At 63.9% G+C, this 25,431-nt stretch carries 24 protein-coding genes; 14 read left to right on the top strand and 10 right to left on the bottom strand.

Features of this window, described 5'->3' with window-relative positions; translation table 11 throughout:
* Positions 1 to 32: 32 nt before the first annotated feature.
* From NKI59_RS01365 to NKI59_RS01345, 5 genes are all read left to right on the top strand, one after another.
* Positions 33 to 1,337, top strand: coding sequence for an ABC transporter substrate-binding protein (locus NKI59_RS01365; protein ID WP_352701838.1), 1,305 nt, complete (start codon positions 33 to 35; stop codon positions 1,335 to 1,337).
* Between the two features lie 233 nt (positions 1,338 to 1,570).
* Positions 1,571 to 2,452 carry a branched-chain amino acid ABC transporter permease gene (locus NKI59_RS01360; RefSeq protein ID WP_352455934.1) on the top strand — a complete coding sequence of 294 codons (882 nt, stop codon included), beginning with the start codon at positions 1,571 to 1,573 and terminating at the stop codon, positions 2,450 to 2,452.
* Positions 2,449 to 3,411 (top strand): branched-chain amino acid ABC transporter permease, encoded by a 963-nt coding sequence (locus NKI59_RS01355; protein WP_352701836.1) that lies wholly within the window; start codon positions 2,449 to 2,451, stop codon positions 3,409 to 3,411. The genes NKI59_RS01360 and NKI59_RS01355 overlap by 4 nt, the downstream gene beginning before the upstream one ends.
* Entirely contained in the window at positions 3,408 to 4,136 is a 729-nt protein-coding gene (locus tag NKI59_RS01350; protein ID WP_352701833.1) for an ABC transporter ATP-binding protein, read from the top strand. Before NKI59_RS01355 ends, NKI59_RS01350 begins: the two co-directional genes overlap by 4 nt.
* Positions 4,129 to 4,848, top strand: coding sequence for an ABC transporter ATP-binding protein (locus tag NKI59_RS01345; protein ID WP_352701831.1), 720 nt, complete (start codon positions 4,129 to 4,131; stop codon positions 4,846 to 4,848). The genes NKI59_RS01350 and NKI59_RS01345 overlap by 8 nt, the downstream gene beginning before the upstream one ends.
* On the opposite strand, the gene NKI59_RS01340 is transcribed toward NKI59_RS01345, so the two are convergent.
* Together NKI59_RS01340 and pncA are read right to left on the bottom strand one after the other, a co-directional pair.
* Complete coding sequence (locus NKI59_RS01340) at positions 4,849 to 6,276, bottom strand: sodium:proton antiporter (protein ID WP_352701829.1); 1,428 nt, start codon at positions 6,274 to 6,276, stop codon at positions 4,849 to 4,851.
* 40 nt (positions 6,277 to 6,316) lie between these two features.
* Positions 6,317 to 6,916, bottom strand: coding sequence for a bifunctional nicotinamidase/pyrazinamidase (pncA, locus tag NKI59_RS01335; protein WP_023676971.1), 600 nt, complete (start codon positions 6,914 to 6,916; stop codon positions 6,317 to 6,319).
* 272 nt (positions 6,917 to 7,188) lie between these two features.
* Here pncA and NKI59_RS01330 point away from each other — a divergent pair, with 272 nt between their 5' ends.
* The 6 genes from NKI59_RS01330 to NKI59_RS01305 are packed head-to-tail and all read left to right on the top strand — an operon-like array spanning position 7,189 to position 14,253.
* Positions 7,189 to 8,049, top strand: coding sequence for an FAD binding domain-containing protein (locus tag NKI59_RS01330; RefSeq protein ID WP_352539932.1), 861 nt, complete (start codon positions 7,189 to 7,191; stop codon positions 8,047 to 8,049).
* Positions 8,049 to 10,805, top strand: a complete 2,757-nt coding sequence (locus NKI59_RS01325; RefSeq protein WP_352701826.1) for a molybdopterin-dependent oxidoreductase — start codon at positions 8,049 to 8,051, stop codon at positions 10,803 to 10,805. Before NKI59_RS01330 ends, NKI59_RS01325 begins: the two co-directional genes overlap by 1 nt.
* On the top strand, positions 10,802 to 12,346 hold the full coding sequence (locus tag NKI59_RS01320; RefSeq protein WP_352701824.1) for a 6-hydroxynicotinate reductase: 1,545 nt from the start codon (positions 10,802 to 10,804) through the stop codon (positions 12,344 to 12,346). Before NKI59_RS01325 ends, NKI59_RS01320 begins: the two co-directional genes overlap by 4 nt.
* Positions 12,343 to 13,218 carry a UPF0280 family protein gene (locus NKI59_RS01315; protein ID WP_352701822.1) on the top strand — a complete coding sequence of 292 codons (876 nt, stop codon included), beginning with the start codon at positions 12,343 to 12,345 and terminating at the stop codon, positions 13,216 to 13,218. The genes NKI59_RS01320 and NKI59_RS01315 overlap by 4 nt, the downstream gene beginning before the upstream one ends.
* Positions 13,211 to 13,795, top strand: coding sequence for an amino acid synthesis family protein (locus tag NKI59_RS01310; RefSeq protein ID WP_352701820.1), 585 nt, complete (start codon positions 13,211 to 13,213; stop codon positions 13,793 to 13,795). The genes NKI59_RS01315 and NKI59_RS01310 overlap by 8 nt, the downstream gene beginning before the upstream one ends.
* Complete coding sequence (locus NKI59_RS01305; protein WP_352578174.1) at positions 13,792 to 14,253, top strand: MarR family winged helix-turn-helix transcriptional regulator; 462 nt, start codon at positions 13,792 to 13,794, stop codon at positions 14,251 to 14,253. Before NKI59_RS01310 ends, NKI59_RS01305 begins: the two co-directional genes overlap by 4 nt.
* A gap of 68 nt (positions 14,254 to 14,321) precedes the next feature.
* On the opposite strand, the gene NKI59_RS01300 is transcribed toward NKI59_RS01305, so the two are convergent.
* The 3 genes from NKI59_RS01300 to NKI59_RS01290 are packed head-to-tail and all read right to left on the bottom strand — an operon-like array spanning position 14,322 to position 18,177.
* Entirely contained in the window at positions 14,322 to 15,287 is a 966-nt protein-coding gene (locus NKI59_RS01300) for a substrate-binding domain-containing protein (protein ID WP_254815861.1), read from the bottom strand.
* On the bottom strand, positions 15,284 to 16,597 hold the full coding sequence (locus NKI59_RS01295) for an ABC transporter permease (protein WP_023676963.1): 1,314 nt from the start codon (positions 16,595 to 16,597) through the stop codon (positions 15,284 to 15,286). Before NKI59_RS01295 ends, NKI59_RS01300 begins: the two co-directional genes overlap by 4 nt.
* Positions 16,594 to 18,177, bottom strand: coding sequence for a sugar ABC transporter ATP-binding protein (locus tag NKI59_RS01290; protein ID WP_352701818.1), 1,584 nt, complete (start codon positions 18,175 to 18,177; stop codon positions 16,594 to 16,596). The genes NKI59_RS01295 and NKI59_RS01290 overlap by 4 nt, the downstream gene beginning before the upstream one ends.
* Positions 18,178 to 18,394: 217 nt before the next feature.
* On the opposite strand from NKI59_RS01290, the gene NKI59_RS01285 reads away from it, so the two are divergent.
* A complete protein-coding gene (locus NKI59_RS01285; protein WP_352449454.1) occupies positions 18,395 to 19,414 on the top strand; it encodes a LacI family DNA-binding transcriptional regulator in 1,020 nt (339 codons plus the stop codon).
* Positions 19,415 to 19,666: 252 nt separating this feature from the next.
* Positions 19,667 to 20,290 (top strand): L,D-transpeptidase, encoded by a 624-nt coding sequence (locus NKI59_RS01280; RefSeq protein ID WP_352701816.1) that lies wholly within the window; start codon positions 19,667 to 19,669, stop codon positions 20,288 to 20,290.
* A 144-nt stretch (positions 20,291 to 20,434) separates the two neighbouring features.
* Here the strand turns inward: NKI59_RS01280 and NKI59_RS01275 are convergent, their stop codons facing one another.
* The 3 genes from NKI59_RS01275 to NKI59_RS01265 form a co-directional block, all read right to left on the bottom strand.
* Positions 20,435 to 21,436 carry an LLM class flavin-dependent oxidoreductase gene (locus tag NKI59_RS01275; protein WP_352701814.1) on the bottom strand — a complete coding sequence of 334 codons (1,002 nt, stop codon included), beginning with the start codon at positions 21,434 to 21,436 and terminating at the stop codon, positions 20,435 to 20,437.
* 155 nt (positions 21,437 to 21,591) lie between these two features.
* Positions 21,592 to 22,752, bottom strand: a complete 1,161-nt coding sequence (locus NKI59_RS01270; protein WP_352701812.1) for an AI-2E family transporter — start codon at positions 22,750 to 22,752, stop codon at positions 21,592 to 21,594.
* A 133-nt stretch (positions 22,753 to 22,885) separates the two neighbouring features.
* Positions 22,886 to 23,947: an LLM class flavin-dependent oxidoreductase gene (locus tag NKI59_RS01265; protein ID WP_352701809.1), complete on the bottom strand. Its 1,062-nt coding sequence runs from the start codon at positions 23,945 to 23,947 to the stop codon at positions 22,886 to 22,888.
* A 230-nt stretch (positions 23,948 to 24,177) separates the two neighbouring features.
* Here NKI59_RS01265 and NKI59_RS01260 point away from each other — a divergent pair, with 230 nt between their 5' ends.
* On the top strand, positions 24,178 to 24,606 hold the full coding sequence (locus NKI59_RS01260; protein WP_023676956.1) for a DUF6481 family protein: 429 nt from the start codon (positions 24,178 to 24,180) through the stop codon (positions 24,604 to 24,606).
* 82 nt (positions 24,607 to 24,688) lie between these two features.
* On the opposite strand, the gene sugE is transcribed toward NKI59_RS01260, so the two are convergent.
* Entirely contained in the window at positions 24,689 to 25,003 is a 315-nt protein-coding gene (gene sugE / locus NKI59_RS01255) for a quaternary ammonium compound efflux SMR transporter SugE (RefSeq protein ID WP_352588587.1), read from the bottom strand.
* A 154-nt stretch (positions 25,004 to 25,157) separates the two neighbouring features.
* The gene (locus NKI59_RS01250; protein ID WP_013528464.1) at positions 25,158 to 25,283 is read right to left on the bottom strand and encodes a hypothetical protein; all 126 of its coding nucleotides are present in this window, start codon (positions 25,281 to 25,283) and stop codon (positions 25,158 to 25,160) included.
* Between the last annotated feature and the right edge of the window lie 148 nt (positions 25,284 to 25,431).

The raw sequence follows: 25,431 nt of genomic DNA, 5'->3' as shown, positions 1-25,431 counted from the left end.
TTGGTCAAAGCTCAAAAACAAGGGGAACTGCCGTGACTGACAAGAATGGGTTTTTCGATCTCTCCAGATCCGCTCTCACCCGCCGCACGGCGCTGAAGGGCCTTGCCGCCGGCGCCGGTCTTGCCGTCGCGCCGGGTTTCGTGCGTTACAGCCAGGCGCAGAGCTCGGCGCCGATCAAGATCGGCTTCCAGTCGCACCGCACCGGCATCGGCGCCGCCTATGGCCGCTGGTACGAGAAGACCACAGCGGCTGCCGTCAAGGCGATCAACGAAGCCGGCGGCATCAACGGCCGGCCGGTCGACGTGATCATCGAGGATGACGGCACCGATCCCGGCCGGGGCGCCGAAGTCGTCGGCAAGTTCGCCTCTCAGCACAAGACCGATATAGTCTACGGCACGCTGTTTTCGCATGTCGTCATCGGCTCGGCGCCGGCCGCCGGCGAGGCCAAGATGCCCTATTTCGTTGTCAGCGAAGGCCACCACGTCGCCTCGACCAAATTGAACCGCTACGTCTTCCAGCCCGGCATCACCGATGTGAAGAGCCAGATCCAGTCGATGGCACCGTGGATTGCCGCCAATGCCGGCAAGAAGGTGACGCAGATATTTCCCGATTTCGCCTTCGGCTACGACCATCGCGACTACCTTCCGCCGGCCCTGAAGGCGCAAGGCGCCGAGGTCATTGCGCAGATCGCCATCCCCCCGACGGAATCCTCCTTCACCAAATATTTCCCGCAGATCCCCGCGGAGACCGAGGTGATCTACCACGTCATGGTCGGCCCGGCGGTGCTCACCTTCGTCAAGGAGCTCGGCGAGTTCTACGGCTCCAATCGGCCGCAATTGTTCGGCTTCATCGATTCGCTCGAAGCCACCGACATCAACAGCCCCGGCCTCGAATTCCTCGACGGTAGCCATTTCTGGGAAGGCTCGCCGCGCTACGCGCAGCCCGACGATTCCCCTGCACAGAAGGCCTACCGCGCCGCCGTCGGCATCGACGACAATGGTGCCGCCGTCGGCGATCCCAAGGACGTCTCCACCGCCGCGCACATGTTCGGCTGCTGGGAAACGCTCTACGTCGTCAAGAAGGCGATGGAGGATGCCGGCTACAAGGGCCCGGAAGACCGCGCCAAGCTGGTCGAGGCGACCGAGGCGTTGACCGAGTTCGCCGAGGGGCCCGAGCATCCGCAGGGACCGAAAACCTTCAACGGCAAGATCCACCAGTGCTTTGGTATCCAGTACATCTCCAAGGTCGAAGGCGGCCGGCTGAATGTCGTCCACAAGACCAAGATCGACGACGGCCTCTACGAGCCTGAGGGGGATTACACGACGCAGACGCTGTGAGCTTGGTTTCATTAAGCACAGTGCGCTTCGGCCCACCCCCCTCTGTCCTGCCGGACATCTCCCCCTCAAGGGGGGAGATTGGCAGTTCCTGCGAAGGCGGCCGCTTTCCGACCTCGACGATTGGCGAAAGCGGTGATGACAGCCAATCTCTCGCCTCGAGGGGGAGATGCCAAGTTTTGGCAAAGAGGGCAGGCCAGAGGGGGGTGCTTCGCGCATCCGCCGGTGCTTAGCCGATGCACTTCGGACCCCACCTGCTCCTCGCCGCCCTCGAAGGCCTCGTCACCTCCGCCGTGCTGGCGCTGACGGCGCTTGGCCTGTCGCTGGTGTTCGGCGTCATGCGCGTCGTCAATGTCGCGCATGGCGAGTTTTTCATGCTCGGCGCGGTGCTTGCCTGGGCGATCTCTACGGCGATATCCGGCCATCCGGCGCTCGGCTTCCTGGCCGCCCTGGTGCTGGCGCCGCTGATCGTCGGCCTGATCGCGCTGCTCGCCGAACGGCTGGTGCTGCGCCGGCTCAACTACAATCCGGAAGCCACCATCGTCGCCACCATCGGCATGCTCTACATCATCCAGCAACTGGCACTGACCTTCTACGGCCCGGAGGCGCGGCCGGTGGAGCCGCCGTTCAGCTACCGCATCCTCCTGCCGTGGTTCGGTTATTCCGGCTACAAGCTGTCGATCATCGCCGCGTCGGCGCTGCTGCTGGTCGCGACCTGGCTGGTGCTGACGCGCACGAAAATCGGCCTCGTCATGCGCGCCACGCAATATGACAGCGAGACGGCGCAGGCCTTCGGCATCCCGGTGACCAGAGTCTATGCCGGTGTTTTCGCGCTCGGCGCCATGCTGGCTGCTGTCGCCGCGGTGCTGATCGTGCCGATCAGCCAGGCCCACTATCTGATGGGGCAGGACCCGCTGTTGCTGTCGTTCATCGTCGTCATCATCGGCGGCCTCGGCTCGCTGCGCGGCACGGTCGTCGCCGCGGTGCTGATCGGCCTTTCCGACGGCATCATCTCGGTGTTCTTCTCACCGACGCTGGCCAAGATCATCGCCACCTTGCTCGTCGCCATGGTGCTGGTGTTCCGGCCGCAGGGCCTGTTCGGGACGACATCGCGATGAAGGATGCTTCGCCGGCAAAGCCATATGCGCTGCACCTCGGCGTCATCGCCCTGCTTTTCGGGCTTAGCTTCGTCCTGCCGGAATACCATCACGGCCTGCTCGCCCGCATCATGGTGCTGGCGGTCTTCGCCATGGGCTACAATCTGCTGTTCGGCTATGTCGGGCTGCTTAGCCTCGGCCATGCCATGTTCTTTTCAGCCGGGCTCTATGGCGCCGGCCTTGCCGTCATCCATCTCGGCTGGAGCGTGCCGGCCGCCTTCGCAGCCGGGCTTGCCTGCGGCGCGCTTCTCGCGCTGGTGATCGGGCTGCTGGCGCTGCGCACCTTCGGCGTCGCCTTCATGATCGTCACTATGATGTTCGCGCAGGTATTCTATCTCGTCATCCTCTATTTCGCTGCCTGGACCGGTGGCGACCAGGGCATGGTCGTGCCGCAGCCGATGCGTGTCCTTGTCCTGGGCAGCACGTCACTCGACCTCACCAACCCGACCGTGCGCTATATGAGCGCGCTGGCACTCTTCTCGATCGTGCTGCTCATAAGCCTGGCGATAGTCCGCTCCGGCTACGGTCGCGTGCTGGTCGCCATCCGCGAGAACGAAGAGCGGACCAAAATGCTTGGCTACGATACATTTTCCAACAAGCTCGCCGCCGTCGTCATCTCAGGCAGCATCTGCGCGGCTTCCGGCGCGGCCTATGCGCTGCTGTTCGGCTATATCGGCTCGAGCTTCGCTTCGGTGCAATATTCCATCCTGCCGCTGCTCTGGGTGCTGCTGGGCGGCGCCGCCACCACGCTCGGTCCGCTGATCGGCACGCTGTTCATGTATTATGTCATCGACGTCGCCAGCGGCTACACCTCGGCCTATCTGCTGATCGTCGGCATAGCGCTCATCCTGCTGGTGCTGTTCTTCCCGAGAGGCGTTCTCGGCAGCATCCGCCAGCGCTGGCTCGGGTGGTTGCCATGATGCCGCTGCTCACCACCAAAGGCCTGTCGCGCAGTTTCGGCGGCTTGCGTGCCGTCGACGGCGTCGACTTCGCGCTGATACCGGGCGAGATTCGCGCCATCATCGGCCCCAACGGCGCCGGCAAGACCACCTTCGTCAGCCTGGTCAGCGGCCGCATCCAGTCCTCGTCGGGCACGATCATCTTTGACGGCGCCGATATCACCAGCCTGCCTGCCTACGCCAGGGTTCGCCTTGGCATCGCCTATACTTTCCAGATCACCAGCGTCTTTGCCAATCTCAGCGCCTACGACAATGTCGCCCTGCCGGTGCAGCGCACGCTGACCGATGGCCGTTCGAAGGGCGCGGTTCACACCGGCGTCATGGCGGCTCTCGAGCGCACCGGCCTTGCCGATCGCGCGCAAATGCCGGCCGGGCAATTGTCCTACGGTCACCAGCGCCTGCTGGAAGTGGCGATGGGACTGGCGCTGAAGCCACGCCTGCTGATCCTCGACGAACCGACGCAAGGGCTGGCCGACAGCGAGATCGACAATTTCATCGAGCTGGTGCGCGAGATCGCCGATAGCGCCACCGTGCTTTTGATCGAGCACAACATGCCGGTGGTCATGCAACTCGCCGACCGCATCACCGTCTTCAACGCCGGCAGGATTCTGGCCGAAGGTACGCCCGAGCAGATCCGCGCCAATGCCGCGGTGCAGGACGCTTATCTGGGGACGACCCATGACTGAGGTCCAGTCCAAGGCACTGACCGTTTCCGGGCTCGATTGCTTCTATGGCGAGGTCCAGGTGCTCTATGGGCTGGATCTGGTTCTGAACGAGGGCGAGGTGCTTTGCCTGTTCGGCCGCAACGGCGCCGGCAAGACGACAACGCTGAAGGCGATCATGGGCCTGGTGCCGGCAGCCGCCGGCTCGATCAGGCTCGAAGGCCGGGAATTGACCGGCTTGCCGGCGCACGAGGTGCCCAAAGCCGGCGTCGCCTACGTGCCGCAGGGCCGGCGGCTGTTCGCCGAGATGACGGTGGCGGAAAACATCGAGATCGGCCTGATAGCCCGCAACAAGGGCAAGGCGACGCGCGAAAACGTGCTCGATCTCTTCCCACTGTTGCGCCAGCGCCTCAGGCAGCGTTCGGGCACGCTGTCCGGCGGTGAGCAGCAGATGCTGGCCATGGCCCGCGCCCTGTGCCTGGAACCACAGGTGCTTCTGCTCGACGAGCCGACCGAAGGGCTGATGCCGTCGATGATCGCCAAGATCCGCGAAACGGTGTCGAAGCTGCGTGCGCTTGGCGTGTCGACAATTCTTGTCGAGCAGCGCGTCGATGCCGTGCTGTCGGTCGCAGACCGCGTTTGCTTCATCGAAAACGGCCGCAACCGCGAGACGGTCGATGTCGAGGAATTGCGTGCCGATCCCTCGGCGGTCCGTCGCTATGTCGGCGTCGGCTGATCAGGCAAAGAACAGCAAGCCGGCAAGCAGGAACGTCGGGATCAGCACGGCGCCCGACCATGCCATATAGCCAAAGAAGCTCGGCATCTTGATGCCGCGATGCCTGGCAATGGCATAGACCATGAAATTCGGCGCATTGCCGACATAGGTGTTGGCGCCCATGAACACCGCGCCGGCCGAGATCGCCGCCAGCGTCGAGGCGAACTCGGTCATCAGATGCTGCGCATCGCCGCCAGCCAGCTCGAAGAACACCAGATAGGTCGGCGCATTGTCGAGGAAGGACGACAGCGCTCCGGTCAGCCAGAAATAGGCAAGGTTGTCCGGCGCGCCGGTCGGCGAACTGACCAGCAGCACCAACGGCGCCAGCGCGCCGTCGAGCCCGGCCCGCAATATGGCGACGACCGGCACGATGCAGATGAAGATGCTGGCGAACAGCTTCGCCACCTCGGCAATCGGCCCCCAGCTGAAGGCGTTTGCGCCGCGAAATTCCTTCGGCGAGACGACAAGCGAGGTGAAGGCCAGTATCAGGATGGTGGCGTCGCGCAGCAGGTTCTGCAGCTCGAGGCTGACGCCCTGAAAAGAGAAACTCACCCCCGGCTTCCAGGCAGCGGAAATCAGGATCGCGGCGATTACGCCGGCCAGTAGCGGGATGTTGGCCAGGCCGCGAATGCGCACCTTGCTGTCGGGCGTCGGATCCTTGATCTTCGGCGCGCCTTCCTCCCGGCGATGCATGATGATGTCGATCGCCAGGAAAACAGCCAGCACCACGCCGGCGACGAACAGCGTCTCGGGCAGCAGGTGAACTGTCGTCCAGAAGAAATCGACGCCGCGCAGAAAGCCGACGAACAGCGGCGGATCGCCCAGCGGCGTTAGCGACCCGCCGATGTTGGACACCAGGAAGATGAAAAAGATGACGACATGGGCGTTAAAGCGCCGGTTGTCGTTGGCGCGGATGAGCGGCCGGATCAGGATCATCGAGGCGCCGGTTGTGCCGATGATCGAGGCAAGCAGCGCCCCTCCCAGCAACAGCCCGGCATTGACCAGCGGCGTGCCGTGTATGTTGCCGGCAACGAAGATACCGCCCGAAATGGTGAACAGCGCAAACAGCAGGATGATGAACGACATGTATTCGGTGAGCAGCGCATGCAGCACCGCCTGCGTGGCGGACGGGATGCCGAAGGCGATGGCCAGCGGCCCGATCACCAACGCTGCCCAGAAGGCAGCGATCTTGCCGTAATGGTGCTCCCAAGCATGATGGAACAGCAGCGGGCCGGTCGCGATGCAAAGCAATAGCCCGGCAAACGGCAGCACCCACCAAAGCGACATGGCGGCGCCCGGCAATTCGTGCGCTTCGGCCGCGAGAACCGCTCTCGGAGAAAAGATTGCTGCAATAAGTGCAGCACTTGCCGTCAACGCCGCAAACCGCATGAAGCCCCTCAAAAGTCTGTCAGGTTCGGCTGGATGACGTTCAAATCAGTGTCACGCCGGCATCGCGCATCCGGCCCAGCATCCTCTCCACGGAGCCGTTGAGATCGATGCCGCGGCAGGCGTCGAGCCGCACGGACGTCTCAAAACCGAGCTTGACCGCGTCGAGCGCCGAAAAGGCGACACAGAAATCCGTCGCCAGGCCGACCAGGGTCAGCGTCTCGATGTTCCGATCCCGGAGATAGCCGGCAAGGCCGGTCGGCGTCGTCCGGTCGTTCTCGAAGAATGCGGAATAGCTGTCGATCGCAGGACGGAACCCCTTGCGGATCACCAACTCGGCCTTGCTCCAGGCGAGGCCCGAATGGAAATCCGATCCCAGGCTGCCCTGGATGCAGTGATCCGGCCACAGCGTCTGGTGGCCATAAGGCACGTCGATCGTTTCGAACGGGTGCTTGCCGGGGTGGCTGGAGGCAAAGCTCGAATGGCCGGCAGGGTGCCAGTCCTGCGTCAGCAGGACGTGCTCGGTCCGCCGGATTAGGTCATTGACCAACGGCACGATTTCGTCGCCACCGGCCACTTCAAGGGCGCCACCCGGGCAGAAATCGTTCTGCAGGTCGATAACGACAAGCGCTTCGTCGGCCATGGAGCCTCCTTATTTTCTTGGTCTTGAGCTTAGGCTCCAATGAAAACGCGACCGGACGCAGAAACTTGACCAGATGGCCGGCTGCGTCAACCTCTCATGGCATAACAAATGCGTTCCGGGTGCACCGGTGCCAACAGCCGTGCAAACTCTGGCTTTGACAATTCCTGCCGGCTTGATATCATTTGCATACGAATGAATTTCCTGCCTTGAATGCTCGGGAAAATCTTTCGGCAGGATCCCCTCTCGGGAAGCCCATTCTGGGAAGGCAAAGCGTGATCCGTTACGCAAAACCCACCACGGTCGACGACGCCCTCGCTTTGCTGGGCGAAGGGCAATGGCGCATCCTCGCCGGCGGCACCGACTTCTATCCGGCACAGGGCAGCAAGCCTTTCCGCGACAATGTCCTCGATATCAATGGCCTGGTGGCATTGCGCGGCATTGCCGAAGCCGAAAACCATTGGCTCGTCGGCGCGCGCACCACCTGGACCGATCTCGTCCGCCATCCTCTGCCGGCGGCTTTCGACGCGCTGAAGCAGGCGGCGCGGGAAGTCGGCTCGGTGCAGATCCAGAACGTTGCCTCGATTGCCGGCAATCTCTGCAACGCCTCGCCGGCCGCCGACGGCGTGCCGGCGCTGCTGGTGCTCGATGCCGAAGTCGAACTGCGTTCCGCTGTGGCGACCCGGCATCTGCCCCTTGCAGAATTCATCCTCGGCAACCGTCGCACCGCACTGCAGCCCGGCGAAATGGTCACGGCAATCCGCATTCCCAAACCCGCGACCGCCGGCAGCTCCGCCTTCGTGAAACTCGGCGCGCGGCGTTATCTCGTCATCTCCATCGCCATGGCCGCCGCACGCCTGGCCGTCGAAGATGGTATGGTCAGGAACGCGGCCGTCGCCGTCGGTTCCTGCTCGGTTGTCGCCAGGCGCCTGGCGGGTGTCGAGGCGGCGCTACGCGGCCGGCCCGTCGGCCACGCGCTGGCCACTGCGATCCAATCCGCACCGATGGACGAGCTGTCGCCGATCGGCGACGTGCGCGGCAGCGCCGAATATCGGCTGGACGCTGCGCGCGAGATCGTCGCCCGCGCCGTGCTTGGTGCGATGGGCGCTGTTCCCGACGAAAGGGCGGCGGCCTGATGGGCATGGAGCGCGCCGACATCGCCTTCGAAGTCAACGGCGCCGCCGTCAGCGTTTGTGTGCCGCCGGTGCGGCGGCTGTCCGCGGTGCTGCGCGACGAGTTGCGGCTGACCGGCACCAAGATCGGCTGTGATGCCGGCGATTGCGGCGCCTGCACGGTGCTGGTCGACGGCGAGCCGGTCTGCGCCTGCCTGATGCCCGCGGCTTCCGCCTCCGGCACCGTGGTGACGACAGTCGAAGGCCTCGCCAATGGCCGGTTGTCGGCGCTGCAGGCTTCGTTCCTCAGCCATGGCGCAGCGCAATGCGGCGCCTGCACGCCCGGCCTGCTGGTCGCGGCAACGGCACTCCTGGACAGGACGCCTTGCCCGAGCGAGGCCGAAACGCAGGATGCACTTGGCGGCGTGCTCTGCCGCTGTACCGGCTACCGCAAGATCGTCACCGCGGTGATGGATGCTTGGCGCCACGCCGACGGCCTCGATCAGCGCATGCCATCCTCTGGCCATGCCGTTGGCTCCTCCCCGATCCGCCTCGATGGCCTTCCGAAAGTCACTGGCGGCGAAAAATTCGGCGGCGATTCCTTCCCCGCCGATGCGCTGTCGGTGCTGGTGGTCCGCTCACCGCACTATCATGCCGCCTTCAGCTTCGGCGATCTCGGCAGCTGGGTGAAGTCCCGTCCTGGCATTGCCGGCGTCTTCACCGCCGCCGACATTCCGGGAAAGAATTGTTTCGGCGTCATCGCGCCCTTCGCCGACCAGCCGGCGCTGGCCGAAGGGGTTTCGCGCTTTCGCGGTGAGGCGGTGGCGCTGGTTGCCGGCGAACGCGAGGCTATCCTCGATCTCGACCTTGCCGATTTTCCTGTCAGTTGGACCGAGTTGCCGCATTTTCTGGAAACTGGCGAAGCGCAGGCCGGCGGTGCGCAACTGGTCCATGAAAACCGGCCCTCGAACCTGCTCACCTCCGGCTTCGTGGAGCGTGGCGACCCGGAAGCCGCGCTCGCCGGTGCGGCTTTCGTCGTTTCCGGCGCCATCGACACCTGCTATGTCGAGCATGCCTATATCGAACCGGAAGCCGGCTATGCCTTCATGGACGGCGACACGCTGGTCGTCGTCGCCTGCACGCAGGCGCCCTATATGGACCGTGACGACACGGCAAAAGTGCTCGGCCTTGCCCCGGAACAGGTGCGCATCGTGCCGACCGCCACCGGCGGCGGCTTCGGCTCCAAGCTCGACGTCTCGCTGCAACCGCTCATCGGCCTCGTCGCCATGAAAACCGGCCGGCCGGCGGCGCTCGCCTATAGCCGCACCGAATCGATGATCTCGACCACCAAGCGCCATCCCGCTCAGATGAGAGCGAGCATCGGCGCCGTTGCCGACGGCCGCATCACCGGCATGGTCTTCGCCGGCGATTTCAACACCGGCGCCTATGCCAGCTGGGGGCCGACGGTCGCCAACCGCGTGCCGGTGCACGCCTCCGGCCCCTATGCGACGCCGAACTATCGCGCCGAAGGCCGCGCCATCCACACCAATGGCCCGATTGCCGGCGCCTTTCGCGGTTTCGGCGTGCCGCAGGCGACGATCATGCAGGAGACCCTCTATGACGAGCTGGCCGACAGGCTCGGCATGGATCGGCTCGAGTTTCGCCTGAAGAACTGCCTTCGGAACGGATCCGAAACAGTCACCGGGCAGCGGCTCGAGTCTGGCGTCGGCATCGCCAACTGCCTGGAGGCCCTGCGCTCACATTGGCGGCGTGCCCTAACTGACGCCGACGCGTTCAACGCCCGTAGCAGCAGCGAAAAAAAACGCGGCGTCGGCATCGCTTCTTGCTGGTACGGCTGCGGCAACACCTCGCTGCCCAATCCGTCGAGCATCAAGGTCGGCATCTCGGCATCGGGCGAAGTCGTCCTGCATCAGGGTGCGGTCGATATCGGGCAAGGTTCGAACACCGTCATCGCGCAGATCTGCGCCGATGCGTTGGGTCTTCCGCTCGAAAAATTCATGCTGAAAAGCGCTGACACGGCGATCACCCCCGACGCCGGCAAGACCTCGGCCTCGCGCCAGACTTTCGTCACCGGCAAGGCCGCCGAAAGGGCCGGCCGCGCCTTGCGCGATGAGATCTTGCGTTTCGCCAATGTCTCGGAAAAGGCGGCGATTGCGCTGGACGGCACAAGCCTGAGCATCAGGGAAGGCGAAGCGACGCGCCGCATCGATCTTTCCTCGCTGAAGGTAGACGCCGAAGGCTTCGTCTTTCGCGCCGAGGAAAGCTACGACCCGCCGACGCTGCCGCTCGATGCCAAGGGCCAAGGCAAGCCTTATGCCGTCTATGGCTATGGCGCCCAGATCGCCGAACTGGAGGTCGACCTCAGGCTCGGCACCGTGAAGCTTATAAAAATCACCGCCGCCCACGATGTCGGCAAGGCCATCAATCCTTTACTGGCAGAGGGCCAGATCGAGGGTGGCATCGCCCAGGGCATCGGCATGGCGCTGATGGAAGAATATATCCCCGGCCGCACTGAAAACCTGCACGACTATCTGATCCCGACGATCGGCGACGTGCCGCCGATCGAGACCATCCTGATAGAAGTTCCGGATCCGGAAGGACCCTTCGGCGCCAAGGGTTTGGGCGAGCATGTGCTGATCCCGACGGCGCCGGCGATCCTCAACGCCATCCGCCACGCCACGGGTGTGCTGGTCACCAAAATTCCGGCGACGCCAACCCGCATCCGCGCCGCCATCCTCGACAAGGAGGCGCGCCGATGAGCGAGCTTGCCGAACGCTTCGAGACACACGATCCCGGCGAGAAGCTGGTGGCCGAGAAGATCCGCTGCGATGCCTGTCCGGTCATGTGCTACATCGCCGATGGCCGCACCGGCGCCTGCGACCGCTACGGCAATGTTGGCGGCAGGATCGTGCGGATGGATCCACTGACCATCCTCGACCACGCGGCCGAGACCGGCGCCGCAATCGTACCCTTTGCCGAAGAAGGCGAGGCATGGGACGGCGAACTGGTCAACACCGGCTGCCGCTTCGTCACCGCCATCGGCGCCGGCACCACCTATCCCGATTACAAGCCGGCGCCCTTCATCGTCAGCCAGGAGGTCGAGGGCGTCGATCTGGTCACCGTCGTCACCGAGGGCATCTTCTCCTATTGCGGCGTCAAGGTGAAGATCGACACCGACCGTCATATCGGCCCCGAAACGGCGACGGTCCGTGCCCAAGGCGAGGCGATCGGCCATGTCACGACCGGCGAATACGGCTCGCAGATGCTGTCGCTGGGCGGCGTACATCATTTGACCGGCGGCTCGAAGGCTGAAGGGCGCGCCACCTGCGACGCCATGCTCGCCCTGTGCAACCGCAGACCGGTTGAACTCGTCATCGACGGCGGCGCCACCGTCATCGTCGAAGCCGGCAAGCCGCCGGTCATCGACGGCAAGCTCGAGCAGCGCATGCGCGTCGGCTGCGGTTCGGCTACCATAGGCATGTTCGCGACCCAATGGCGCGGCCTTGTCGACGAGGTGGTGGTGGTCGATGACCACATCACCGGCGTCGTCTCCGAGCATCAGGCCGGCAAGGTGCTTGGCTGGCAGGATACCGGCATCAAGATCATCGGCCGCCGTTCGACGCCGGGCCGTTATTTCAAGGTGTCGGAGCCCGGCCTCGGCTGGGGCGGCACCAGCATTTCCGACCCGCTGTCGATCCTTGGTGAATGGAACGCCAAAAAGGGTGCGCGCCCCGGCATGTCGCTGCTGATGGTCTCGACCACCGGCGAGCAATTCGCCTATTACGAGCTCGACGACGAATTGAAGCCGGTCCAGAAACCGTTCCCGGAGCGGCTGCGGAAGTCGGTCGAACTGATCGAGGACAATTGCGAGCCGGCGCTCTGCACCGTGCTTTTCGTCGGCGGCGCCGGCGGCTCGCTGCGCGCCGGCGTCACCGAGAACCCGGTCAATCTGACCCGCTCGGTGCAGGGCTTGACGACCTATGTGACGGTCGGCGGCGCGCCGGTCTATGTCTGGCCGGGCGGCGGCATCACGCTGATGGTCGACGTCACCCGCGTGCCGGAAGGCGCCTTCGGCTATGTGCCGACCCCGGCGCTGGTGGCGCCGATCGAGTTCACCATACGCCGCGACGATTATGTCAGGCTTGGCGGCTACGAAGGCGAAATCCGCAGCGTCGACGATATCCTGGCCAAGGGCGGCGAATATCTCAATCCGCGCCGCGGCACGGCCGCACCCCGTGACAATCCCTGGCCGCCGCTGGCGCAGTTGCGTCGCGCGACCGCAAACGGGGCCGGGCGATGAACGGCCCGCAGGCGCATTGGCTCGAGGACGGCCGGAGGCTTCACCTCAATCATGGGCCGATCGACCTGATCGTCGAGTCATTCGGCGAGGCGAGTGAATGCAGCGCCGCATATCGCCAGGCAGTGGCGCGCTTCCAGACAATCCTGCCCGAACTGGTCGAAGAGTTGCCCGAACTGCGGCGCCCGGCCGCCTCGCGGCCACGTGCTTTCGCTGGCCCGACGGCGCGCCGCATGGAAGCGGCGGTCGTTCCGCTAGCGAAACAATTCATCACACCGATGGCGGCCGTCGCCGGCTCGGTAGCCGACGAAGTGCTTGGCGCGCTGCTTGCCGGCCGCCGGCTCGAGCGCGCCTATGTCAACAATGGCGGCGACAGCGCGATCTATCTCGGCCACGGGCAGTCGATGACGCTTGCCATTGCCGGGACAGGTCATGGGTTGGCAGATCGTCTCACGATCCGCCCCGAAGACGGGATCCGCGGTGTCGCGACAAGCGGCTGGCGCGGCCGCTCCTTTTCGCTGGGCATCGCCGACGCGGTCACGGTGCTGGCGCGAACGGGTGCTGAAGCCGATGCCGCCGCGACCTTGATCGCCAACGCCGTCGACCTGCCCGGTCATCCGGCCGTTAGGCGCATACGGGCGCGCGATCTCGCACCTGACAGCGACCTCGGCGACCGTTTGGTGACGCAGGGCGTGGGGCTGCTTTCCGCCGCTGAAATCGCTATTGCGCTGGAAGGCGGATTTGCCGTTGCCGAGGAGTTTCGGCGGCGCGGCCTGATTGCCGCCGCGGCGCTTTTCCTCGGCGGTCAGGCGCGCATCGCAGGTCCGATGGCGCTCGCCAATAAAGCTTTAGAGAGGGAAATTGCTCATGCCTGAGTTTCCGATCCGCAAGATCGCCGTGCTGACCGAAGAGATTTTTCACGAAGGCGGGCCGGTGGCGAAGGTGCCGCGGCGCCGCGCGGCGGCCATGGCTGTGGTCAAGAACCCGTTCGCCGGCCGTTACGTCGAGGAACTGCAGAGCGCCATGGAGGATTTGAAGCCGCTCGGGCTGCTGCTCTCCGACAGGCTTATTGCCGCATTGGGCGGCGATCTCAAACAGATCGACGGTTACGGCAAGGGCGCCATCGTCGGCATGGCGGGCGAGCTGGAGCATGGCGCGCTGTGGCATGTGCCGGGCGGCTATGCCATGCGCGAACGGCTCGGCGACGCCAAGGCGATCGTGCCCTCGGCGAAGAAGGTCGGCGGCTTCGGCGCGCGGCTCGATGTGCCGCTCGGCCACATCAACGCCGCCTATGTGCGCAGCCATTTCGATGCCATGGAAATCGGCATCAGCGACGGCCCCCGTCCCGACGAGATCCTGTTTTGCCTCGCCATGACCTGCGGCCCGCGCGTGCACGACCGCATGGGTGGGCTGGCGGCCAAGGACATTAAGGCATGGGATGGGCTGCGGTGAGCGCCGAGGACAATCTGCTCAAGCTGGTCGAGGCCGAGGAGCCTGACGAAAACGACTATCGCTTGCAGGAGCAGGTCGGCTTCATCCTGCGCAAGGCGCATCAGCGCCATGTCTCGATCTTCGCCGCACACATCGCCGATCTGACGCCGCCGCAATTTGCCGCTTTGGCCAAATTGCGCGACGTCGGCGAGACCTCGCAAAACCAGCTTGGCAGCCTGATCGCCATGGATGCGGCGACCGTGAAGGGCGTCATCGACCGGCTGAAAGCGCGTGGCTTTGTCGAACTTAGCAAACACGAAATCGACAAACGGCGCCTGCTGGTCAATCTGACCGCCGAGGGGCGCGACGCGATCGAGCGGCTGATTCCGCTTGCCCGTGAGATTACGCAGGAAACGCTGGCGCCGCTTTCCGCCAAGGAAGCGGCCATTTTCATGAAGCTGCTGGCCAAGCTGGCTTAATCTGCTGCCTGCCGGCGTTTGGTTGTTGTTCCTGCCGGGCGCTGAACGCCCGGCAGGAAAGCCTCGTCTCAGAGGCCGTTGTCCTTCAGGATCTGGGCGGCATTTTCCTTGGTGATCTTCTGCGTCGGCAGGGTGATGGTCTTTTCCACCTTCTCCCCGTTCAGGAACTTGATCGCCTGCCGCAGCCCTTCGGCGCCCGGCGTCACATAAGTGAACGTCGCCGTCAGCTCGCCATTGGCGACCAGCTGCACGCCTTCATTGGGCAGGCCGTCGATGCCGATGAACTTGATGTCCTTCTCACGTCCGACGTCCTTGGCGGCAAGATAGGCGCCATAGGCCATCGGATCATTGTGGCCGTAGACGAGATCGATCTTCTCGTTGTTGCGCAGCGCCGTGGCCATGATGTTGTAGGCCTGGTCCTGCTTCCAGTCGCCCGACTGTTGGTCGAGCAGGTATTTTATGCCCGGCTCCTTGTCGGTGAATTCATGGAAACCGTCATGGCGGTCGTGTGCCGGCTGGGTGCCCATGCCGCCCCAGATCTCGACAACGTTGCCGGCGGCCTTGCCCTTGCCGCCAAGCAGCTCGACGGCATATTCACCGGCAGCCCGGCCGATCAGCTTGTTGTCGCCGCCGACGAACTGCGTGTAGTCGTTGGTTTCGACGTTGCGGTCGAGCACGAAGACCGGGATCTTGGCATCGATCGCCTGCTGCACGACACCGGTCAGGCCGGCGGATTCTTTCGGTGATACCAAGAGCGCATCGACCTCCTGACGGATAAGGTTTTCGACATCGGCGACCTGCTTCTCGGTCTTGTCCTCGCCGTCGGTGATGATCAGCTCGACTTCCGGATGCTTGGCCGCTTCGGCCAGGATGTCCTTGTTGAACTGGGCGCGCCAGGGTTCGATGGTCGTCACCTGCGAGAAGCCGATCTTCCACTTCTTGTCCTGCGCATGGGCGCCGCCGGCAAGCATGGCGGTCGTGGTCAGGAGTGCCGCTGTCAGCCCGGCGAGCTTCAACAATTCACGTCGTTTCATTTCTTGTTTCCTCCAATATTCAGAGACGCGGTCTCTTGCGACGGCCGCTTTGCCGCGGCCGTTTCCTTGTGCGCTTGCCCGCCGGGCAGTCGCAGATAGAAGAGAAGATCACCGGCACTGCGCTCCTGTACGAGCACGGTACCGATGATGATCATCCCCTTCAGCACCAGCTGAAGGTTCGAATTGATGTTGTGCAGCTGCAGGATGTTGGAGAGCAGCCCGAAGATCAGCACGCCGCAGAACGTCCCGGTGAGGCTGCCGCGTCCGCCCATCAGGCTGGTGCCGCCGATGACCACGGCGGCAATCGCGTCGAGCTCCAGCCCGGCGCCGGCGTCCGGCTTGCCTTGCCGGTACTGCGCGACATAGAGCACCGCCGCGATGCCGGCCAGCAGCCCTGACACGGCATAGGTGGCGATCTTCACGCGGCCTGCGGCGATGCCCGACAGCCGCGCCGCCTCCTCATTGCCGCCGATCGCATAGACATAGCGGCCGAACGGGGTGAAGCGCAGCACGGCGCCGTAGATCAGGATGGCGCCGAGGAAGAACAGGCCCGGCATCGGGATCACGCCGAATACCAGCGAGCGCAGCATTTCGAAATCGGCGGTGGCATTCGAGCCGGTGTAGACCGGCAGCACCGCATTGTTCTGGCCGGCTGTCAGCCGGGCGATGCCGAGCGCAGTGACCATCATCGCCAGCGTCACGATGAACGGCTGCAGCCGCCCGGCGACGATGATGAAGCCGTTGAGCGCGCCGAACAGCAGGCCGACGCAAGGCGCCACCAGCAGCACGCCGAGCACGCCGAATTTTGAGCCCACCTGCGGCAGCAGGAACCACAGCACCAGACTGCACAGGATCACCCCGACAATGCCGGGTGTCACCAGCCCGCGAACGCTGTCCAACCTGATGTCGTGCGTGGCCTGCGCGCCGGCGCGGGATTTTTCGATGTTCAGCAGGATGAAACGAGTGACGAGAATGCCGAGGCAAAGGGCTGCCAGGGCAACTGTCGGCACCCCCAGCACCACCGCCGGCGTCACGCCGGGGACCGTCAGCAGCATGGCACAGACGACCGTGCAGATAGCCATCAGCGAGCCGACGGAAAGGTCGATACCGCCGGTGATGATCACCGCAGTCATGCCGGTGGCAATCAGCCCGGTGGTCGACACCTGGCGCAGCACATCGAGCAGGTTGCCGTAGGACAGGAAGATGTTGTTGCCCTTGGAGCTGATCGGCGAGCCGAGCACGCCGATCAGGAAGATGGCGATCAGGCCCCAATAGAGCTTCGTCCGGGACAGGATATGCAAAATGCTCATGCGGCAGGCCTCGTCATCGTCCGTCGCGCCGCCGCAAGCCGCATGATGGCCTCCTCGCTGGCTTGCGCGCGGGACAGGATTCCCGTCTGGCGGCCGTCGGCCATGACCAGGATACGGTCGGAAAGATGCAGCAGCTCCGGCAATTCCGAGCTGATGACGGCGATCGCCAGCCCGTCTCGCGCCAGCTTGAAGATGAGATCGTAGATTTCCCGCTTGGCACCGACATCGATGCCGCGTGTCGGCTCGTCGAGCAGCAGCACCCGCGGCCTCGTCGCTAGCCATTTGCCGATGACGACCTTCTGCTGGTTGCCGCCGGAGAGCGTGCCGGCCGGCTGCTCGACGGTCTCGCAGCGAATGCCGAGCGCCTTGACGGCGTCCCGTGCCAGCCCTTGCTCACCGGCCAGCGAGCGCACGCCGAACCGCGCCAGCGCGCCGACCAGCGGCAGCGCGACATTGTCGGTGATCGAGGCCTCGAGATGCAGGCCTTGCGTCTTGCGGTCTTCCGTGACCAGAGCGATGCCGAGCCGGCGCGCATCGCGCGGCGAACGGATTTCTACAGCCTCGCCACCGAGCCTGATCTCACCGCCGGCACGTCCGCCGCTGGACCCGAAGATGGTTTCCAGGATTTCGGTACGGCCCGAGCCCAGCAGCCCGCCGATACCGAGAATTTCTCCGGCGGCAAGGTCGAAGCTGACGCCGTCGAGCACGGTGCGCCAGCCATGGCGATTGGGCTTCGACAGCGACAGCTCGCTTACGGAAAGGACGGTGTTGCCACCGGGGATGCGGTGTTCCTGGGAGGAAGCAAGCAGGTTTCGCCCGACCATCGCCGAAATTATGGCGTCTTCGTCGAGCTTGTCCATCGCCTGCGTCAGGACGTGGCGTCCATCGCGAAACACCGTGACCCGGCTGGCCAGATGCATGACCTCGTCGATGCGGTGCGAAATGTAGACGATCGCCACGCCGCTGTCGGCGAGCTGGCGGATGATGCGGAACAGCCGCTGGCATTCGGCTGGCGAAAGGGCGGAGGTCGGCTCGTCCATGATCAGGATGCGTGCCGACATCGACAGCGCCTTGGCGATCTCGACCAGTTGCTGTTCGCCGACGCGCAAGGCACCGACGCGTGCATCCGGGTCGAGCTCGATGCCGAGCCTTTGCAAGAGCGCGCCGGCAGCGCGGCTGCTCGCCTTGCGGTCGACGATCAGCCCGGCGATCAGCTTCTCGCGGCCGAGAAAAATGTTGTCGGCGACGCTGAGTTCGGGGACGAGGTTCAGCTCCTGGTGGATGATGGCGATGCCGGCGCGCTCGGCCTCGCGGACGCCGGTAAAGCGCACCGGGTGGCCATCGATACTGACCGTTCCGATATAATCCGTGTAGACGCCGGACAGGATCTTCATCAGCGTCGACTTGCCGGCGCCGTTCTCGCCCATCAACGCATGGACTTCGCCGCGCCGCAGCTCGAAGCCGACATCGACGAGTGCTGCGATACCGCCGAAGGATTTGGAGATGTGCTCGGCCCTCAGCACGATAGCCGAGCCGTCCGCCGTAGCGCCTTCCGCAGGGATGGAATTGCCGTGCTGCATGACAAGGACGGCCTCCCTCCGTCGTCACCTAACGCCTCAAACGCTAATCTAAACGTTTCGATCATGTCAAGCCAATATCTGGAGCGTAAGATTGTTCCATTTCAATTCTTGCGCAAAATCATAAGATTCCGTACGTATTGCTGCCGCGGAGTGGTGAAACGTTTCGAAAATGACAGCGTCAGGACGAAAAAAGCAGCGCAAATCCACTGCACCGACCATGCTTCATGTGGCCGAAGCGGCGCGTGTTTCCGTGGCCACCGTATCGGCGCTGATCAACGGCACCGCGACCGTCAGCCCCGAGCTCAGCCAGCGCATCGAACAGGCGATCCGCGACATCGGCTACAAGCGCAACGCCATTGCCCGCAGCCTGAAGATGGGCACCACACGCACCATCGGGCTCACCGTCCCACACATCACCAATCCGTTCTTTACCGACGTGGTTTCGGTCATCCAGCAGGCTTTCGACAGGGCCGGCTACGCCGTCATGCTGTGCTGCACCGACGAGCACCTGAACACGCAGGACGACCAGATCAGGCTGCTGCTCGACCGCATGGTCGACGGACTGATCGTCGCGCGTGTCGGTGACGGCGCGATCCTCAAACGGATTGTCGACGACGCCAATGTGCCGGTCGTGCTGCTCGACCGTGTTTGCCAGGGTGTCGACACCGATGCCGTCGTTCTCGACAATCAGCGCGCGGTGTTCGACGCCATCACTTACCTGATCGATCTCGGCCATCGGCGCATCGGCTACATCTCCGGCTCGTTCGATATCTCGCCGATGCATGACCGCATGGCGGGATACCGCGAGGCCCTCCAGGCCGCCGGCCTGCCGGCCGAGGCCGAACTCGTCCGCTTCGGCAACTTCCATGAAGTAGACGGCTACAACGCCACCATGCAGCTGCTTTCGCTGCACGACCGGCCGAGCGCCATCTTTTCGGCCAACAACCCGATGGTGATCGGCACCATGAAGGCCATTCGCGATATCGGCCTGTCATGTCCGGAGGATATTTCGGTCGCCTGCTTCGACGACTTTCCGTGGTCGGATGTGTTCCGGCCGCAATTGACCACGGTCGCACAGCCGGTGCAGGCGATTGGCGAACAGGCGGCCAATCTGCTGCTCGACCGGCTCGCCGGAAACAGGGATGCGCCGCCGCGCAAGCTGACGCTCAAGGGACGCTTGATGATCCGCAATTCATGCCGTCCGCTAGGTGCGACTGCGCAGAGCGTCAGCGCGTAGCGCTTGGGCTCTGTCAGAAACTTTGCAATGCCGGACGGACAGCGCTCCCTCTGTCCTGCCGACCCCGGCCTTCGCAGCCACTACGGGCGTTCGTCGTTCGAAAACCGAGCAATTGAAGGACGCGGCGCCGATCGAGCCAAGTGGCCAACAATCAGCCAGCCGACAGTCAGGAAAATCTTGGCAATCGAAGCATGTCGGTTTAGGAATATGACGAGATGCGGCTGATCGCCCACACGGGCGCCGGCTTGAGTCATGCGCGTGAAATCGATCCTAATCGGGCTGGTACTTGCTGGGATGGTCGCATTCTTCGGCTGCACCACCGGCGGCGCATTTAAGACTTTCCCCTCGGCCTATGGCGGCCTCACCGACGCCGGTTTTCGCGTTCCGCCGGTTCCGATCTACAAGGTTGACCAAAAGTTCCATCGGCAGACAGTGCCTTATGCGACTGAAGAGGCGCCGGGCACCATCATTGTCGATACAGGAGCGAAGTTCCTCTACTACGTGTTGGGAGACGGTCAGGCGCTGCGCTACGGAATCGGCGTCGGCAAGGCGGGCTTCGAGTGGCATGGCACTGCTCACGTTGCGAGGAAGCGCGAATGGCCGGATTGGAGCGCGCCGTCCGCGATGATCGTGCGCGAGCAGAAGCGAGGCCGCATCATACCGGCCCATATGGAGGGCGGACTCGTGAACCCGCTCGGGGCGCGGGCGCTTTATCTTTTCAACGAGAAGGGTGACACTGGATATCGCCTGCACGGTAGCCCTGAATGGTGGTCCATCGGCAAAGCTGTGTCGGCGGGCTGCATTCGCCTCATGAACCAGGACATCATCGATCTCTATGACCGCGCCACAATCGGCACCAAGGTGATCGTCATTTAGTGGACGCCGCGTTTCCCGCTAACGGACGAGCATGACGGATCGAAAACCTCCGCGTAAAACGCGCGAAATGTTCGCTATGTCTTCGCACACCTGTTCGCGATGTTCCGGCCTTGCCCGCAACAGTGGCAAGTGGCGAACCAACTCTCAGGCAGCTTCCGACAGCGATTTGTGAGCGTCGGCGAGGATCTCGAACGAGCGCACCCGCGCCGCATGGTCGAAAATCTGCGCTGTGACCATCAGCTCGTCGGTGCCTGTGCGGCGCACAAACGCCTCGATGCCTTGCCTGACCGTTTCGGGAGAGCCGACGACGGCGCAGGAAAGCGCTTGGCCGAGCATGGTCTTGGCCATTGGATCGAGGTCGCGCTCATATCCTTCGACCGGCGGCGGCAATCGGCCGGGCCGGCCGGTGCGCAGATTGACGAAGGCCTGCTGCAGCGAGGTGAACAACAGCCGCGCCTCGGCATCGGAAGGAGCGGCGAAGACGTTGAGGCCGAGCATCACATAAGGCTTGTCGAGCTGCTCCGAAGGCTGGAAACGCGAGCGGTAGATCTCCAGAGCATGGTCGAGCTCGGCCGGCGCAAAATGCGAAGCGAAGGCGTAGGGCAGGCCGAGCATGGCGGCAAGCTGCGCGCCGTAGAGGCTGGAACCGAGAATCCAGATCGGCACCTTTTCGCCTTCGCCGGGCACCGCGCGGATGCGTTGGCCGTCTTCGGCCGGCTGCAAGTAACCCATCAGCTCGACGACGTCCTGCGGGAAATTGTCGGCGCCAGCGTCGAGGTTACGGCGCAGCGCCCGTGCCGTGGCCATGTCGGTGCCGGGCGCCCGGCCGAGGCCGAGATCGATGCGGCCAGGATGCAGAGCGTTAAGCGTACCGAACTGCTCGGCGATGACCAGCGGCGAATGATTGGGCAGCATGATGCCGCCGGCGCCGACGCGTATCGTATTGGTGCCGCCGGCCACATGGGCAATGACCACCGAGGTGGCGGCGCTGGCGATGCCCGGCATATTGTGGTGCTCTGCCAGCCAATAGCGCCGGTAACCCAGCCGCTCGGCATGACGGGCGAGATCGAGCGAATTGGCGAGTGACTGTGAAGCGTTGCTGCCTTCGACGATCGGCGACAGGTCGAGAACGGAAAGAACGGTCATCGGCGCGGGTTTCCTGTGGGCCGAAGGGATGTAGGAAGCCGTTGCCGAGGCGGCAAATTCAAAATGTTGATGGAGCGCTGAGGGCACAACGGACGTGCGACCGATGCAAGGTCGTGATCTGCCCCATCGGGGGACGCTTTTGACCCTTTAAGCCGCTACTTTTTCACCTCGGGAATCTCTTCGTCCTCGATCGCCGCCGTGTGTTGCGCCGCCAGGAAATTGCCGACATGGCTGAGACCGTCGAAATGATCGCAGAACACCTTGATGACGACCAGCAGCGGCACCGCCAGCAGCGCGCCGACAAAACCCCACAGCCACGACCAGAAGGCGATGGCGATGAGGATCGCCACTGCGTTGATTTCGAGACGGCGGCCGACCACCGTCGGCGTCACGAACTGGCCTTCGACGACATCGCACATAAGAACGAAGGCCGGCGCCAGCAGCGCATAGGAAATCGTGTCGAAGCTTATCAGCGCGATGATCGTAACCAGCGTGATGGTGGTCAGCGCCCCGATATAGGGCAGGAAATTGAGCAGAGCCGCTGCCGCGCCCCAGACCTGCGCGTTGGGCACGCCGAGCGCCCACAGGCCGAGCCCGATGACCACGCCGAGACATGTATTGATGACCGTGACAGTAAGCAGATAATGCGAGATTTCACGTTCTACGTCGTAGACGACGCGCAGCGCCCGCTTCTTTTCGCTGAGACTGGGGAAGGACTGGACGATCTTTTCATAGAACATCGTGCCCGAGGCGAGCAGGAACAGCGACAGGACGAAGACGATGGTAACGCTGGCGCCGGCCGACAGCACATTGCCGGCGGCCTGCGAGAGAATACCGGATGGCGCCGTCGCCACCCTCTGAACGCCCGGCTCCTGGGATGTCTGTGTCAGGCCCTCGATCTGGCGCGAAATCTCCACGATCCGTTCGAACGGACGGCGCAGTTGTGCCAGACGTTCGGTAAGCTGCTGGCCGATCGTCGAGGTGTTGTTGATGAGGTCGATGACCGGGCCGCTGAGCAGATATCCCGCGATGGCGACGAGGCAGAACGAAAGCAGCACCAACAGTGTCGCTGAAATGACATCGGGCATGCCATGCTTGCGCAGGAAGCGAACGATCGGCGTCAGCGTCAGCGCCAGCAGGAAAGCCAGAATGACCGGCATGAAGAAGGCGCGGGCGAAGTAAAGCGCGTAGATCGCCATGAGGATGAAGATGCCGACGAGCAGCGAACGCATCAGATGCGCATCCGCCCGCGCCTCGACGCGCGGATCCGGGCTTTCGGCAGCGCTTGCGCCCGAAGCGTCGGGTTCGGCTTTCATTCTGACCCTCGGCGGCACACCGCGATTGGTGCAGACCGTTGGCGAAAACGCCTCTGTCGCTTCAAGGTTCCGTTAGCCGGCGTCACCGGCAAGGCCGCCTCGCGGCCTTGCCAATGAATCAGGTGACTGGGAATCAGGCAACCGGCGCCGCCACGGCGGGAACGGCCTTCGCAGTTTCCCGGCGCACGATCGGCGCGACTTTAATGCCGTAGAGTTCGATGGCCTTCATCACCTTGGCGTGCGGCATGGTGCCGATCGCCATTTGCAGCAGGAAGCGGTCGTTGCCGAATATCCTGTGCTGGGCAATGATCTTCTCGGCCACCTGTTCTGGATTGCCGACGAACAGCGCGCCGTTTGGGCCGCGCGATTGGTCGAAATGCGCCCGCGATGTCGGCCCCCAGCCGCGCTCGCGGCCGATGCGGTTCATCACCTCGGCCTGCGGCCCGTAAAAATCGTCGGCTGCCTGGTCCGTGGTGTCGGCAATGAAGCCGTGGACGTTGAGACTGGTGGCAAGGCTTGCCGGATCGTTGCCGGCGCGCCTGGCTGCATCCCTGTAGATGTCGAACAGCGGTGCGAACCGCGCCGGCTCGCCACCGATGATCGCCAGTGCCAGCGGCAACCCGAGCACGCCCGCGCGGGCGACGGATTGCGGTGTTCCACCGACGGCGATCCATATCGGCAATTTGTCCTGCAAGGGCCGCGGGTAGACGCCGCGGTCGTTGATCGGCGCGCGCAGACTGCCCGACCAGGTCACCTTGACATGATCGCGGATGGCGAGCAGCAGGTCGAGCTTCTCGGCGAAGAGCTCGTCATAATCTTCGAGATTGTAGCCGAACAGCGGAAAGGACTCGATGAACGAGCCGCGCCCGGCCATGATCTCGGCACGGCCGCCGGACAGAAGATCGAGGGTGGCAAACTGCTGGAAGACGCGCACCGGATCGTCGGACGACAGCACGGTGACAGCGCTGGTCAGCCTTATGCGCTTGGTCCGTTCGGCCGCTGCCGCCAGCGCCACCACCGGAGCCGAGGCAGCATAGTCGGGACGGTGGTGCTCGCCGAGACCAAAGACGTCCAGCCCGACCTGGTCGGCGAGCTCGATCTCCTCGATCAGGTTGCGCAACCGCTCATGCGCACCGATCGCACCGGGAGCTGGTTCCGGGCTGACGTCGGCGAAGGTGTAGAGACCGAGTTCCATAGTGTGTCATCTCAGCGTTTTGTCTTGGCGCTACACGTAGCGATCAGTCCGCCGCCCCGCCAGATGCCTGGATGGTGAACAGTGCGGGTGGCTTTCAGCCGAATTCAATCGAAATGGCGTCTCCCGGCTGCAACAGATCAGAATTTCATGGCTGGCATACCGTTTTGGCGCTTGAACTCTCGGTTTTCGCGCGTATGTAAGCCTCGCAAATTGACTTCAGGGAAGTGGACTTGGCTATCTATAGGGAAAAAGACGTTTTCGAGCGGCGCAATGCCGCAAACGAGGCAAAGAAGGCGCTTCTGGAGCGCTTCAAGGCAAAGCCGGCGCCAGACGATCCAGCGGTGCTGGCACGACAGGCCGAGCGCAAGGCGATCCTCGAGGCCCGCGCGATACGCGAGGCCGAAAAGGCCAGGCTGAAGCAGGAAAAGCTGGCGCGCGAAGCGGCCGAAAAGGCCGAGCGCGAGGCAGCCGCCGAAGCGGCACGCATCGCCGCGGAAGAAGCCGCACAGGCCGAAGCGAAGATCCGGGAAGCTGAAGAGAACGAGCGCATCGCCCGTTTTCTTGCCGACGAGGCGGAACGCAAGGCCAAGCGTGATGCGCGCTATGCGGCGCGCAAGCAGCGCACCGGCAGGACGCCGCCCGGCTTCTCCGCGCGATAGCGCTTTCCGGCGCTGATCAGCGGAATTCAAGAATCGGGGCCGCCTTGCAGCGGCCCCGCACGCGTTCGTCCGTCAGAATCGGCTAAGCCGCGAGCTTCAGTCCCATGATGCCGCAGACGATTAGCGCGATGCAGGCCAGCCTGATCGCCGTCGCTGGCTCGCCGAGCAGCCATATCCCCAACAGCGCCGTGCCGACGGTGCCGATGCCGGTCCACACCGCGTAAGCGGTGCCGACCGGCAACGCCTTCAGCGCCAGGCCGAGCAAGGTCAGGCTGACGATCATCGAGGCTACCGTCAGGACGCTCGGCAGCGGCTTCGAGAATCCGTCGGTGTATTTGAGGCCGATCGCCCAGCCGATCTCGAACAGTCCGGCGAACAACAGGAAGATCCACGACATCGGAACGCTCCGTTTCGATGGCTTCCGGCCGATTTCTTGAAAAGCGCAAAAATTGCCTTCGCCGCATCCATAGGGGATGCGCGTGAGCTTAGTGAACAATCATACCGGCCGCGTTTGCGGCCGGTCGAGATAAGCCGAAACGGTAGCTGCGGCCCTACTTGTCCTTCAGCTTCATCGCCTTCACCGGCGGTGCCTTCAGGGCCGGCGCCGGAGCCGGTTTCTTCGCGTCCTTCTTCGGCTTGCGGGCCTCCTTGCCTGCCTTCATCGCACCCTTAGCCATGATTCGTTCCTCCAGTTGACGTCTGGCGAAGTGAAACAAGAGAAAACGCTCGACTGCAAGAGGCCGCTGCCGTGCAGTCGCCCTGGCCGATGGCTGTCAACCGGTTTCTAATTCCCTCGTAAACCACAGCGGTCCGTGCCATGGTCTT

Source organism: Mesorhizobium sp. M0598 (genome assembly GCF_040320865.1).
GTDB lineage: Bacteria > Pseudomonadota > Alphaproteobacteria > Rhizobiales > Rhizobiaceae > Mesorhizobium.
The sequence above is the reverse complement of the archived record's forward strand: the minus strand, read 5'-3'. Positions and strand labels throughout refer to the sequence as shown.